The organism is Prevotella sp. AM42-24 (assembly GCF_003461825.1).
Taxonomy (GTDB): Bacteria; Bacteroidota; Bacteroidia; order Bacteroidales; family Bacteroidaceae; genus Prevotella; species Prevotella hominis.
Window position 1 is genome coordinate 23,077 of the sequence record NZ_QTXV01000003.1, and the last position, 14,512, is coordinate 37,588.

Here is a 14,512-nt window from a genome sequence, read left to right on the forward strand (position 1 = left end):
TAAAGCCTCGGATACAATGCTTCCATTTTCATCCGAGGCTTTATCAATATATTCTTCATTCCTGCCCTACTCCTCTGCAAATGCAGCGGCTTCGGCTGCAGCGATGATGTCCTCACGGCTCTGTATCTTAGGCTGTGCGGAAATATCGCTCAAATCAAATTCATCTTCTTCCTGTGAATCGGTTGTCTCGACAGTATTTACCTTCTTGACAGCCCTATCCTCGAAAACCTCTTCCTTGAAGACATTCTCATGCTTCTCCGGTTCTTTAGTTTCCGTATTCTGAGAGATAATGAAGTCATCCTTCACCTCAGTATCAGGAACATTCTCCACAGGTTCCTCTTCCATCTTGGTTCTGTTGGCCTTGGCAGAGAATACAGCATCTATAAACTGCGGTTCCTTGCGCAATCGCTCCAGGGTAAGCTTACAAGCAGCCTGCTGGCTTTCCTTCTTGGAATATCCAGTGCCCTTGTCACCCTCTATGCCTTCTATCGTCACCAGGAAAGTAAACATAGGGTTTCCATTACCATCCTTCTTCTGGTCGCATAATACAAACTCAATGTTCACGCGGTTCTTCTGGCTCCATTCGATCAGCTTGCTCTTGAAGTTGACCTCCTTATAAGCCACCTTATCGATGTTGATCATTTTTGCCAGAATGCGCTGCTTCATGAATTTCATGCAGGCATCATAACCACGGTCCAAATAGATGGCACCCACCAAAGCTTCGAAAGCATTTCCTCCCATATAGCTGTTATGAGAAGAACTGTGTCCGTTAGATAAAACAAGCTGGTTGATTCCCATCTCCTGGGCTAATTTATTGAGCGTATCACGCTGCACCAATTTACTTCTTGTATTGGTAAGGAATCCCTCACGCTTTCCAGGGAAATGTTGATATACGATATCGCCCACAACAGCATCCAGCACGGCATCTCCCAAGAATTCCAATCGCTCATTGTTGACAGGCTTTCCCTTGGAATTGCGGTGCATAATGCTCTTATGCATCAGCGCCATCTTATAATAACTGATATTGTGAGGATAGAAACCAAGAATCTGGTACAAAGAAAAATAAAGCTCTTTGTCCTTGCGGAAAGAGAGCTTTATTCTATCTATTAAATTATTCAGCATACTTCTTGAATACTACACAACAGTTGTGACCACCGAATCCGAATGTATTGCTCAATGCAGCACGAACCTCACGCTTCTGAGCTTTGTTGAAGGTGAAATTCAAGTTGTAGTCGAGCTCAGGATCATTATCACCCTCTTCGTGGTTGATAGTAGGAGGAACGATATCGTTCTTCACACTAAGAACACAAGCCATAGCCTCTACTGCACCAGCAGCACCGAGGAGGTGACCAGTCATTGATTTGGTAGAACTGATGTTGAGCTTGTAAGCAGCAGCACCGAAGACAGCCTTGATAGCCTTAGCCTCTGAGATATCACCTACGTGAGTAGATGTACCGTGAACATTGATATAATCAATATCCACTGGCTTCAGATTGGCATCAGCAAGTGCACGCTCCATAACGAGCTTAGCACCAAGACCTTCTGGATGAGAAGCTGTGATGTGATAAGCATCAGCACTCTCGCCCTCACCCACCATCTCAGCATAAATCTTCGCACCACGAGCCTTAGCGTGCTCCAGTTCCTCGAGAATCAAGCAACCAGCACCCTCGCCCATGATAAATCCATCACGGCTTGCGCTGAATGGACGTGAAGCATGCTCTGGGTCATCATTACGTGTTGACAATGCGTGCATAGCATTGAAACCGCCTACACCACATGCACAGATAGCAGCCTCGGCACCACCGCTCACGATGATGTTTGCCTTGCCCAAACGAATCAGGTTGAAGGCATCAGCCAAAGCATTGCTTGAAGATGCACATGCAGATGTAGTAGTGTAGTTTGGTCCGTGGAATCCGAAGTGGATTGAAATCTGACCAGAAGCGATATCTGCAATCATCTTAGGGATGAAGAATGGATTGAACTTAGGACCGTTCTCCTCATGAGTACCAAAGTACTTCACCTCATCCTCGAATGTCTTGATACCACCGATACCTACACCGAATACAACACCAACATTGTTTAAGTCTTCCTTCTCAAGATCGATATTAGCATCCTTTACACCCTGCATAGCTGCAATCATAGCCAACTGAGTATAACGGTCAAGCTTGCGAGCCTCCTTACGGTCAATCCAATCATTGATGTTCAGGTTTTTAACCTCGCAAGCAAACTTGGTCTTGAAAAGGGTTGTATCGAAATGAGTAATAGGTGCAGCACCGCTCTTACCAGCTAAAAGGCTCTCCCAAGTCTCCTCAGGAGTATTACCAACTGGAGTCACAGCACCGAGACCTGTTACAACAACTCTCTTTAATTCCATTTAGTATAAATTAGTTGCTAAATTACTTAGCGTTCTCCTCGATGTAAGAGATAGCGTCACCTACAGTAGCAATCTTCTCAGCCTTATCGTCTGGGATAGAGATAGAGAACTCCTTCTCGAACTCCATAATCAACTCTACTGTATCCAAAGAATCTGCACCGAGATCGTTTGTGAAGCTTGCCTCTGGCTTAACTTCTGCCTCATCAACACCGAGTTTATCAACGATAATTGCCTTTACTTTGCTTTCAATTTCTGACATAATTTTAACTTTTAAAATGTTTATAAATCGATTTCTAATTAAAAATTCGAGTGCAAAGGAACACTTTTTTTTTGATATAAGCAAACTTTTTAAGGAAAAAAGTGCATATTGGTGCACAAATACCCCTAATTTGTGCATGAAAATCTGCTTTTTTCTGATTTTTAGTTGGTTATTTGCAATATTTTAGTTACTTTTGTGCACAAGTTGAACTAATAATTAAAGCGATATGGCATTTACAGAAAAAGCAAATAAGATTTTCAATCAGGCTATTAACGATTATCACGTGAAAGATAATATTGATACTCCTATCAATAACCCTTTTGAAGAGGGTAGTATTGAGAACCGACTTTACTTGAAATGTTGGATAGATACCGTTCAGTGGCATTTCGAAGATATCATCCGCGATCCACAGATTGACCCTGCTGAAGCGCTGCTCTTGAAGCGCCGCATCGACAAGAGTAACCAGGATCGTACTGATCTCGTGGAACAAATCGACTCTTATTTCCGTGAAATCTATAAAGACGTAAAGGTACAGGATGATGCTCGCATCAATACGGAAAGTCCTGCATGGGCTGTTGACCGACTGAGCATCCTTGCCCTCAAAATCTATCACATGAAGGAGCAGGTGGAGCGCCCTGAGGCTTCTGCAGAGCATAAGGCTAAGTGCCAGGCTAAACTTGATGTACTCCTGGAACAGCAGGTGGATCTGAGCACAGCTATCGACCAGCTTTTGGAAGATATCGAGGCTGGACGTAAGTACATGAAGGTGTATCGACAGATGAAGATGTACAACGACCCTTCTACAAACCCTGTACTTTACAACCAGAAATAGTCTTTCTTTCAAAGACAACACAAATAAGCCTAACCGGAAAGAATATGAGATGAAAGTTTCTATGATGTTCATTCTTCTCATATCCTTTCCTATACATTATTATATATAGAAGTAAAAGAATGAAAACTGAGCATATCCTTGTCATCAGATTCTCAGCCATGGGAGATGTTGCCATGACTGTACCAGTAGTCTATTCTTTGGCCAAACAATATCCTCACGTAAGAATCACCGTACTCAGTCGCCCCTTTGCCAGACCATTCTTCACAGATCTTGCACCCAACATAGGATTTATGGAGGCTGACATCAAAGGGGAATATAAAGGTATCAAAGGCTTGAATGCTCTCTATCGACGTCTCGTCGCTAAACAGTTTACGGCTATTGCCGACCTGCATAGTGTTCTTCGTTCGGATTACTTACGCATGAGATTCAATCTGGATAACTTTAAAGTTGCCCATATCGACAAGCATCGCAAGGGAAAGAGAAAACTCATAGCTGCCAACAACAAACAGTTTGTGCAGCAACCTACTTCTTTCCAAAACTATGCTGATGTCTTTGCACGCTTAGGTTATCCTGTAGATCTGGACTTCACTTCCATCTATGGAGAAGGAAAAGGGGATTTGACTTCTCTTCCCGAACAGATATTCACAGACCAGGAAGGAATTATCCACAAACCTGGGGAAAATGCGGCACCATGGATCGGTATCGCTCCTTTTGCTGCGCACAAGGGAAAGATTTATCCTATGGAAAAGATGGAAACAGTTATCCAGCAACTTATCCACAGTTATCCACAAGCCCGTTTATATCTTTTCGGAGGCGGAAAAGACGAAACTCCTATCATGAATGAGTGGGCTGGGAAATATCCACAAGTTATCAATGCTTCTGCACAACTCAGCGGTTTATCACAGGAACTCAACCTGATGAGCCATCTGGATGTCATGCTCAGCATGGATAGTGGAAATATGCACTTGGCTTCCTTGGTCCACACACCTGTAGTCAGCGTTTGGGGTGCTACACATCCTTACGCAGGCTTTATGGGATGGAATCAGAATATCCTCCATGCCGTGCAAATCGACCTGCCTTGCCGCCCTTGCAGCATCTATGGCAACAAGCCTTGCATGAGAGGTGACTATGCCTGCTTGAACAATATTGAGCCAGAGATGATTGTAGAACGCATCAAAAAGTTGCTAAAGTAACTGATAAACTATAAAAATATATAGAGGATGTGCCATAAGTCACACACTCTACACCCTGTAAAGTCCCACAGATATTACAGAATTACACATGGTTTCAAATAGATCTGTGTAAATCAGTGAAATCTGTGGGACTATCTGTTTTTAGACTTCTCTCCGTTTTCCACAAATCCGTGGAAAAGTGTATGTATAACCATCTTAATAACTCTGTAATAACTTTGTGGAAATCCACACATACCCGTCTCAGACTTATGAAATGCGGATATCCACAGGGTTATTATTTAGTTTTTAGGAAGTTTTTCACGATTTTTGACCGAAAAAAGATATAAACTTATTAACTTTGCACCGAATTGGGGAAATGTTAATAAGTCATTTAAAACATTATGAGCCAACAAGAACGTAGGAGAATAAGTTTTTAATAAGTAGGGAAAAGACTTGGATAACTAAATATGCAAACTTTCTGAGCATTTTTTATCCACTTATCCACGGCATATCATAATCCCTATATTCTTTTCTTTTAAATTTAAAAATAGAAATATAATATTAATGTTATGGTGAAAAAAGAATGGATTGAAAAAGGATACGTTGACGAACCTGTTGACGAGACCTTGGATTTGAAAGCTGAAATCAGACAGCTTTGCAAAGAGAAGGATGCTATTATTCTGGCTCACTACTATACGGTGGGGGATATCCAGGATATCGCAGACTTTGTGGGCGACAGTTTGGCCTTGGCTCGCAAGGCTGCTGAAACGGATGCCAAGGTGATGGTGATGTGTGGTGTACACTTCATGGCTGAGACTTGCAAACTCCTGAGTCCTGACAAGACGGTTTTGTGTCCTGATCTGAATGCGGGTTGTTCACTTGCCGACAGCTGCAAGGCTGAGGATTTGAAAAAGTATAAGGAAGAGCATCCTGGATACAAGGTGGTAAGTTATGTGAATACGACTGCTGCTGTGAAAGCTCTGACCGATTGTGTGGTTACCAGCGGTAATGCCAAGAAGGTGATTGACAGCTTCCCACAGGACGAAAAAATCATCTTTGGACCAGATTATAATCTCGGCAACTATATCAACAGCGTGACGGGCAGAAATATGCTCCTCTGGAATGGTGGATGCCATGTGCATGAGAAATTCTCTGTTGAGGCCATCGTAAAGCTCAAGAAAGAGCATCCTGAGGCTGTGGTGATGGCTCACCTGGAGTGTAAGGCTCCGGTATTGGCTGTGGCTGATGTGAAGGGTTCTACGGCTACTATGCTCAACTATGCCAAGGAGCATCCTGAAATCAAGGAATATATCATCGCTACAGAGGCTGGTATTCTGCACGAACTGGAGCGCAACTGTCCTCAGGTTACATTCTATCCTGTTCCTCCTGAGGTAAGTGAAGGTGGAGTAGGGTGTAGCTGCAATGAGTGTGAATATATGAAGATGAATACACTCCAGAAGATTTATAACGCCTTGAAATATGGTTGGCCTACTGTTGAAGTGGAAGAAAATATTGCAAAAGAGGCTGTAAAGCCGATTGAGAAAATGCTTTCTTTATCATAAAATACGTGTAAATTCATATAGGATATTTGTGAAATCACAATAAAAAGGTGGATAAAAAGAGTAAAAGGGTGGTAAAAACTGTTTGAATTAGGTGTAAAATCAGATTTTACCCTATAAAAATTGATATTTGCGACTGCTTACATGAAAAAGGCTGTATCTTTGCATCAGTTAAATCAAACAGACGTTGAGAAGCGTTATCATCATCTTTTACTTATACAAAATATATTAGGAAAATTAAGCAAAAATTGAGCTCTCATAGTGATGAGAGCTCATTTTTTTTGTGCCTTTTTAATGGATATGAACTTATAGAAAAGATGTTTTATCTCTTATATAAAAAAGTATCTTGTCTATAAGAAAAAAAGCTTTCTTAGATAAAATGTGCATTCAGTGACGTTGAATGTCTATTCAAAGACGTTGAACGGACATTCAACGTCACTGAACCGCCGTTCAACGACGCTGAACGAAGATTTCTATTAGACGCAAGAACATTTTCTATTAGGAAGTATGTAAATACTAATCAGGAATAAGATAGATCCAGAAGTTCCTGCTATGACCTTCAAGCGGTCCCTCGGGGACCACGTGATGGGGAACCGGTGAACATGAGACGAGCAACCGTTGCTCACGAGGTGGGCAACAAGTGCCCAAACTAAGGACTATAATTTGGGCAATATTCTGTTATGTCAATTAGTTCGCCAGGTTGACTTTTCCTGATTTCTGTAGACACTTTTTTACTTTATAAACTAAAAAGGTAGACACTATCAATTTCATAAAACTGAAATAGTAGACACTCCTTATTTTTTGTTCCTAATTTTATAGACACAATAAAAAAAATCGTACTATATTTGTAGTCACTACCCTTCCACTGGACTTACCGAACCCGGACTTGCTCTTTTGGTAAAGTAGGGAGCCCCTCGATGGGGCTTCCTACTTTTTCGGATTACTGGCATGTACCATCACCCGAACTTGTCTTTTGGTTCTGCAAAGATACACAATCTTTATTAAGAATTCTTCTTTTTCGAAGTATAAATTCTCTTTTTCCACATCTTTTGTTGGATTCCTTGCTCCAGATGCGCCTTTGCCGGAGTTTTATAGCCTATACTCATGTGTGGTCTGCGGTTATTATAGAATTGTATGTAACGACCGATGGTAACACGAGCACATTCGATGTCCTTGAACACATGCATGCGATAGACCTTTTCCATCTTGATAATTCCATTCACGCGTTCGGCAATGGCATTGTCAGTTGGCTTATAGTCTTCTGTCATGCTGATACTGATATCATATTCCTGTAGCTTCTGAACATAAGCGTCACAACAGTATTGTACACCGCGATCGGAATGGTGGATAAGCCCCTTGAGACATTCTCCTCCATTCATTTCTATGGCCTGGTCAATAGCCATCTGAAGAGCCTGAATGGACAAAGCTGCACGCAATGTATCAGCAAGTACCCATCCTACAATTTTACGAGAATACGCATCCGTTACCAGATGGAGGTACGCAACATCCCCATTTGCCAGTTGGATATAAGTAATATCGCTTACCCACAGCTGATTAGCCGAAGTGAGAACAATATCTTTTACCAGATTCTTCCATTTGTGATAACGGTGGTTTGAATTGGTTGTATGACGCGCCTTACGAGGAGGGAGCATTAACTGATGACGGCGCAGCAGTGTGAAAAAGCTGTCACGACCAGGTATGAGTTCTCTACCATAAAGTTCTGTCAGCATGAGCCAAAGTTTATAGCCACCAATACCTGGATCCTCATCTCGGATTTCACGAACATTATCCAAGATAATCTTATCACGATTTACCTCAGCTTCAATATCAGCCTTCGACTGGTAGAAGGCTTGACGACAATGGCCAAATAGGCGGCAAGCAGTCGCAACTTTCATGTTGCGCTGCTCGACCAGTTCCATGACTACTTGGCCCCAGATTTTTTTCGTATCGGAATATCAAAGTACTCTTCTGCGCGTGTAATCATCAGATCACGTGCTTCTGTTTCCAACTTAGAGAAGGCCAAGGCTTTCTCTAACTCTTTGATGCGTTGCTTCAATCGACCATTCTCTTCTTGATAGCTTTCTTTACTACGGTTTGACATATCTGTTATATTTGCTTGTTCAGACTGCAAAGATAACAAATCTTTTTCATTAGCAAATACTTTCAGCCAAGTATTTAATGACTTGACTGCTGCAATTCCACGACTCTTACAGAAACTGTATTTGCTGAGTCCTGACTGATAATAGTCGCAAAGTAAAGACAATTTGTCTTCCTTACTGTAACTTTTGTACTTTTTACTCATTACTAAACACATTTTATTAATTAACCATAAATGTGTCTATCTATATCAGTATAAGTCACTTAAAATTTCCCTTCTCTACCCAGGTATTTTTTCTCCCTGCCCACGCAAGAATTTTTCCGTGGGCAAGGAAAAATCAAAGTGGGTACAGGGACGGTAACAATGACACCTAATTTCTCGAAAATTACAGACGGATGAAGAAGCACTTTTTTGCAACTTAACGATGCGCATCATTAACACCTAACGATGCGCATCCAAATTTCGGATTTCCTCAACTGAAAATTAGTTTTTCCAACTTAAAAATCAGTTTTCCTCCCGCTCTTCTTCCTCTGTTTCCCCTTCAGTCTGTTTCTTGATGTATTCAGTAGGCAGACATCCGAAATATTTCTTGAAACTTGTGGTGAAATAGGAAGGAGTGGCAAAACCTACCAGGAAGCTGATTTCGGCAATGCTATGTTCATTGCGCAGAATCATTTCTGCGGCAGTATTGAGTCGGATGCGACGGATAAACTCCTTGACGCTTTCTCCAGTAAGAGCCTTCATCTTGGTGTAGAGACTCGTACGGCTCATCAGCATCTCACGGGCAAAGATATCGGTGGAGAACTTATCATCGCTCAAGTGCTTCTTGACGACAGCAAGTGCATTCTCCATCCATTCCTTATCGAGAGAGTTGACCGTGATCTTCGGCGGCTCAATCTTCTTGGAATGGCGGTAACGCTCTATCATCTGCTTGTGAGTACGCAGGATATTGAAGATTTTAGCCTTGACAATGGCCAGCGAGAACGGCTTCGGAATATAATCGTCTGCTCCCATCTTCAATCCTGCCAACTGTTCTTCCACATCCACCTTGGCAGACAAGATGATAACAGGAATATGGCTCGTCTGCAGATGGCTCTTGACTGCATTGCAGAGCTGAATACCATCCATCTCAGGCATCATGACATCGGTAAGAATCAGATTCACCTCATTCTCTGACAATATCGCCAAAGCCTCCTTACCATTAGAAGCCTCATAGACCTGATAATTTTCAGAAAGCGATTGACTCAGATAATGCCTGATTTCCCGGTTATCTTCTACAACCAATACCTTATCTACAGAAGCCTCATCCCCAGTTGCTTCAGAGGTTTCATCTTCAGTTTCTCCCAAGGTATTTCCTGCTACAGCCTCTTCTCTTACGGAAGAAGCGTTTGAAGAAGTATTGTCAGAAGCTGCAGAAACCTCTTTCTGGGAAGCTTCCATATCCTTCAACTCTTCCAATGTATGAGAACCATAGAAGCTGTCTATATCTCTTGCCTTGATTTCCTCCTCTGTAGCAATCTCCTCCTGAGTGAAAGCATCCGGACGGATTGGCAAGCTAATGGTAAAGGTACTTCCCTCACCTACCTGACTCTCTACAGACAACTTTCCATGATAAAGCTGTACAAGACGGGTAATAATGGAAAGTCCAATGCCCCAGCCACCCGTCTGCTGGCCCTTGATCTGATAGAACCGTTCGAAAATCTTGTTCTTCTGCTCATTAGGAATACCCTTTCCCGTATCAGCTACACATAGCTGCAGGAATCCATTTTCTACTTTTGCGCTGACCATAATCGACTTGCCGTCTGGTGTATATTTGAAGGCATTCGACAACAGATTGGTAAGCATCAACTCCAGATAATTAGGATCACAAAGAACCATCTTATCTTCCAGATCACAATGATACTGGTAATCAATGTTGCGCTTTGCAGCACTATCCACAAACATGGAATAGTTTTTCTTGATGATAGCCTCCAGATCCAAAGGACGCACCTTGAGTTTGAATACTCCCAATTCCGCACGACGATAGTCCATCAACTGGTTTACGAGATGAATCAACCTGTTGACATTCTTCTGTATCAAATGAAGTCTGCTCTTGGTCCAACTGTCTTCTGGGCGCATCATCACCTCTTCCAATGGCGAAGAAATCAAAGTCAACGGCGTACGCAACTCATGAGAGATGTCTATGAAGAAGCGCTGGCGCATCTCATACATCTCCTGCTTGCGTATCTGCTCATTATGCTCCTGTATTCTGATCTGCTTTTCTCTTTCACGATCCTGGAAGAAGCGGAATATGGCGTAAAGTAAACCCGCAAAAGCCAGGAAATAGATAAATTTGGCAAACCATGTAGCATACCAAGGTGACAAAACCTTGATTTCCAACATGGTAGGCTTTTCATTCCATTTATCATCATTATTGGCAGCCTTCACCAAGAAGCGGTAGGTTCCTGGTGGAAGATAGGAATAGATAACGTTCTGGTCATCAGTAAGATGATGCCACTTATTATCATATCCTTCCAACTTATAGGCAAAGGTATTGTGCGAACCAGAAACGAAATTGGCTACTGCTAACTTCAGGGAAATCATAGACTGGTCGTGGCGCAATACAATGCGCTGAGTCTGCGAAATCTGTGAGGTAAGAAGCCCGGTTTCATCCCCCGGCTTTACGATCTTATCAAAGAGTTTCAACTCGGTTATCAGAACCGGTGGTGCAAAAGGGTTATCTGTGAAAGACTCCGGCTTAAAGGAAGTGATTCCATTGATTCCACCAAACAGAATATAGCCATTACTTGCCTTGCAAACTGCATTCGGCATAAACTGATAGCCCTGGATTCCATCCTTGAGACGATAATTCTTGAAATGGTGAGTCTTGGTGAGGAATGAGCATAATCCATGTCCCGTACCAATCCAGAACTTGCCCATAGAATCCTGTGTAATACTGAAGATTACATTACTTGGCAAGCCATCAGCCATTCCATACCCCCTGGTCTTACCTGTCTTGGCAGAAATCTGATACAATCCCTGCTGACTGGCTATCCAGATATTTTTAGAGTAATCCTGGTAGATAGAAAAGACACAGGCACTGGCGAGTTCACTATCTATTTCTGGCTTCTTTTGCTTTTGCAATTTGCCCTGCTGCAAGCGGTAAGCAGCCAATCCATCCTCTCCTCCAAGCCAAATAAGACCAGAAGCATCCTGAAAGATAGCGCGGATATGGAGAGGGAAATTACAGTCACCTTTCATTTCCTTTGGCAAAGACCTGAAAATGCCGGTGGTTGTATCATATAGTTTAAGTCCACGAAGTGAACCTATCAGCAATTTATTTCCTCCCTCCAATGGATGAATGGCATAGATGCTATTATCATCCATATTGGAAGTTGGCAACAATAGGGTCTGTATCTGCTTGGTGGCTATATTCATGATGCTCAAGCCACCCAGCTGCGAACCAATATAAAGAAGATGGCGAACAGGGTCAACATAGAGTGCTTTGATATCGTTGGAACGTAAACCATTGGCAGTAGTAAACAGTTCATAATGCTCGGTAATCGGATTATATCGCTGAAGTCCGCCATTCGTTCCTATCCAGAGATGATGCTCCTTATCCTCCACGATGCAGCCAATGATATTATTGCTCAGGGAGTTGACGCCCGGAATCTTCTGCATATTGACAAAATAGTTCTTGCGAGGATTATAATAGCAGACACCATTGTAGTAAGTTCCCAACCAAATACCGCCTTGAGAATCATTCTTAATACATCTTATAGAAGGTTGTGTGCCTTTTCCTAAATATTTATCATCACGATCCAAATGAGTCAATACTCCATTCTTCTTCAGCACGTTCAGGCCCAATACCGTACCCACCCACAAATCTCCATCCTCATTGACTGACAATGCACGGATATAATCAGAAGAGAGTTGTGAGTTAAGGGTTGTATAATGCTTCACCTGATGAGTCACAAGATGATAGACAAAGAGACCAGAGCCTTCTGTACCTATATACAAATGGGTATCCGCTGTACGATACAAGCACTGAATCTGATTTCCATCAACAGCAGGAATATGAAGCCTACTCATTTTCTTAGTCAAGAGATTGTATCGATAGATTCCCTCGTTACAACCAATCATGATTTCATCAGCATACTTGAATAAAGTCGAAACTCCCTTGATGGGAAGCTTGGCGATGCCTAACTTACGGAATTTCAAATCAGTCGTATTAAACACAACCAACTCATGCCCCGCATTCACCAAAAGATGAACAGAATCAAGCTCTACAACACTATAGATGGCACGGTGCTGGTAAATGAAATTTTTGAAATGATCTGCTCCGAAATGATAGAGCGACAAACCTTTATCGGTACACACCCATAATCTCCCCTGACTGTCCTTATAAAGAGAATTGATGAAATCGCTGCCAAGACTTTGCGGTTTTTTAGAAAAATGATGATACGTTTTGACATCGTAGCTATCAAATTTCGCAAGCCCACCCTTAGTGGCAATCCAAATCACCCCCTGGTTGTCCTGTACAAAATCCACAATGGTATTATGAGGCAGCCCATCATTCACACCCAAATGTGAGAACAATGGTTTTTCCGTATATTTACCGAATATTGGCAAACATAGGATATATATAGCAAAAATTATCAAGAATCTCTTCATCTTTCCTCGGTTTATTACATCATTGATTAGGTTAGTCATTGCAAAGATAGTAATTATTTGTCAAAACTCTATGAGTTTCAACATTTTTTAATTATTGAAAAACAACTATTATCAAGATTTTTTTCAAGATTATTTCACAACAACCTATAACTTAAACCATGCAACAAGTGGCAAATGGTCACTATATCCTCCTAAATACCTGGGACCCAGAAAGGTACGAAATGGCTTCTTACCACCATATTTATCGTCTTCCTGCAAAAGGAAAGGCAAATCTCCCACCTCACAAGCGATTTTCTGCCCTACCAAAGACTGACTACACAACATCTGATCAAGACTGCGCCATTCTCCATGGTAACGATAAGTACCCTTGGCTCCATTCCATCCATGCGCATCCTGACTGATGTTCACCAACTGATGATGCTCCAGGAACAGCAATGCAGGAGAATCAGAATAATCATTGAAATCACCCGTCACAATAATCTTAGCATCATTATTAAATGAATAAATAGAATCAACAGCCTGCGATAACTGACTGGCTACCTGCAGACGATAAGGACGGGAAGCAGCCTCGCCTCCCCTGCGACTTGGGGCATGAACTACAAAAACATGAAGCGTATCTTTCCCCATCAAAATTCCCTTGGCATAAAGAATATCACGAGTGGGACGAGTATTAGACAAACGCTTGATACGTATAGCATGATGGTGCAGCAGCCGGAATGAAAAAGGCTGGTACATCAATGCTACATCTATGCCACGCTCATCAGGAGAGGAGGTCATCACATATTCATAACCAGCCTTGCGCAACAGAGAACGCTTGGTCAAAGCAATCATAGCAGAATCATTTTCTACTTCACAGAGAGCCACGAAGTCCGGCAAATGCCATTGATTTTGGCGTCCCTTACCTTGCAACTGATTTTTCTTGCTCTGGCTTAGACTGCTATTATATATATAATAAGGTGTAGCCAACTCTCCTAAAGCAATTATTTCCTGGGAAAGATGATTGATTTTCTTCCAATATCGGGTTCTTGTCCAGTGATAATCACTCTCTGGCAGAAACTCCGTATCATTCTTCAGAGAATCATGTACGGTATCGAAAAGATTTTCACAATTCAACTCTACAAACGTGAAAAAAGAAGATAAAAGAAGAGATAAAAACATAATTATGAGATTTTAAAGTCGTATCCACACATGAAAATTACGAATTTTATAAGGTTTCTCAACAAAATAGCATTGATTTTCTGCCTATTCTCTTTGTCAAGTCAGATTTTTACATTATCTTTGCAGACAGATTGCTGTTCATGCCATCTTACAAGCAATCCAAACTATCCACAAAGGGTTCCATAGTTTAATGGATAGAACGGAGGTTTCCTAAACCTTTGATCCGAGTTCGATTCTCGGTGGAATCACATGGAGATAGTTGTCAGCATACAAGCTGAATCGATAAAAGGTCGCTTCCTTTCTGGAATGCGACCTTTTATTATATCTTTCAGTTCCTCAAATCATTGAAATGTCCTTCATCCAAAATATTCACTTCATAGAATATCCTCTTTAGAACATTCACATTC

At 41.8% G+C, this 14,512-nt stretch carries 10 protein-coding genes and 1 tRNA gene; 4 read left to right on the top strand and 7 right to left on the bottom strand.

Going from position 1 to position 14,512, the window contains the following annotated elements; all coding sequences use genetic code 11:
* Positions 1–66: 66 nt before the first annotated feature.
* Genes rnc through DW917_RS01770 form a run of 3 tightly spaced genes read right to left on the bottom strand, consistent with a single transcriptional unit; the run spans position 67 to position 2,633 of the window.
* Positions 67–1,122 carry a ribonuclease III gene (gene rnc / locus DW917_RS01760; protein WP_118115920.1) on the bottom strand — a complete coding sequence of 352 codons (1,056 nt, stop codon included), beginning with the start codon at positions 1,120–1,122 and terminating at the stop codon, positions 67–69.
* On the bottom strand, positions 1,112–2,374 hold the full coding sequence (fabF, locus tag DW917_RS01765; RefSeq protein WP_118115922.1) for a beta-ketoacyl-ACP synthase II: 1,263 nt from the start codon (positions 2,372–2,374) through the stop codon (positions 1,112–1,114). The genes rnc and fabF overlap by 11 nt, the downstream gene beginning before the upstream one ends.
* Positions 2,375–2,396: 22 nt before the next feature.
* The gene (locus DW917_RS01770; protein WP_006848240.1) at positions 2,397–2,633 is read right to left on the bottom strand and encodes an acyl carrier protein; all 237 of its coding nucleotides are present in this window, start codon (positions 2,631–2,633) and stop codon (positions 2,397–2,399) included.
* A 226-nt stretch (positions 2,634–2,859) separates the two neighbouring features.
* Here DW917_RS01770 and DW917_RS01775 point away from each other — a divergent pair, with 226 nt between their 5' ends.
* The 3 genes from DW917_RS01775 (at position 2,860) to nadA (ending at position 6,199) form a co-directional block, all read left to right on the top strand.
* On the top strand, positions 2,860–3,465 hold the full coding sequence (locus DW917_RS01775) for a DUF4254 domain-containing protein (protein WP_118115924.1): 606 nt from the start codon (positions 2,860–2,862) through the stop codon (positions 3,463–3,465).
* Positions 3,466–3,584: 119 nt separating this feature from the next.
* Entirely contained in the window at positions 3,585–4,658 is a 1,074-nt protein-coding gene (locus tag DW917_RS01780) for a glycosyltransferase family 9 protein (protein ID WP_118115926.1), read from the top strand.
* A gap of 548 nt (positions 4,659–5,206) precedes the next feature.
* Positions 5,207–6,199, top strand: a complete 993-nt coding sequence (nadA, locus tag DW917_RS01785) for a quinolinate synthase NadA (protein WP_022109713.1) — start codon at positions 5,207–5,209, stop codon at positions 6,197–6,199.
* A gap of 998 nt (positions 6,200–7,197) precedes the next feature.
* Here the strand turns inward: nadA and DW917_RS01790 are convergent.
* The 4 genes from DW917_RS01790 to DW917_RS01805 form a co-directional block, all read right to left on the bottom strand.
* Positions 7,198–8,115, bottom strand: a complete 918-nt coding sequence (locus DW917_RS01790) for an IS3 family transposase (protein WP_118115928.1) — start codon at positions 8,113–8,115, stop codon at positions 7,198–7,200.
* Positions 8,116–8,117: 2 nt separating this feature from the next.
* Complete coding sequence (locus tag DW917_RS01795) at positions 8,118–8,498, bottom strand: transposase (RefSeq protein WP_118115930.1); 381 nt, start codon at positions 8,496–8,498, stop codon at positions 8,118–8,120.
* 300 nt (positions 8,499–8,798) lie between these two features.
* Positions 8,799–12,986 carry a two-component regulator propeller domain-containing protein gene (locus DW917_RS01800; protein ID WP_118115932.1) on the bottom strand — a complete coding sequence of 1,396 codons (4,188 nt, stop codon included), beginning with the start codon at positions 12,984–12,986 and terminating at the stop codon, positions 8,799–8,801.
* Positions 12,987–13,091: 105 nt separating this feature from the next.
* On the bottom strand, positions 13,092–14,105 hold the full coding sequence (locus tag DW917_RS01805; protein ID WP_118115934.1) for an endonuclease/exonuclease/phosphatase family protein: 1,014 nt from the start codon (positions 14,103–14,105) through the stop codon (positions 13,092–13,094).
* Positions 14,106–14,281: 176 nt separating this feature from the next.
* Between DW917_RS01805 and DW917_RS01810 the strand changes: the two genes are divergently transcribed.
* Positions 14,282–14,353 (top strand) — tRNA-Arg (locus tag DW917_RS01810).
* Positions 14,354–14,512 lie beyond the last annotated feature (159 nt).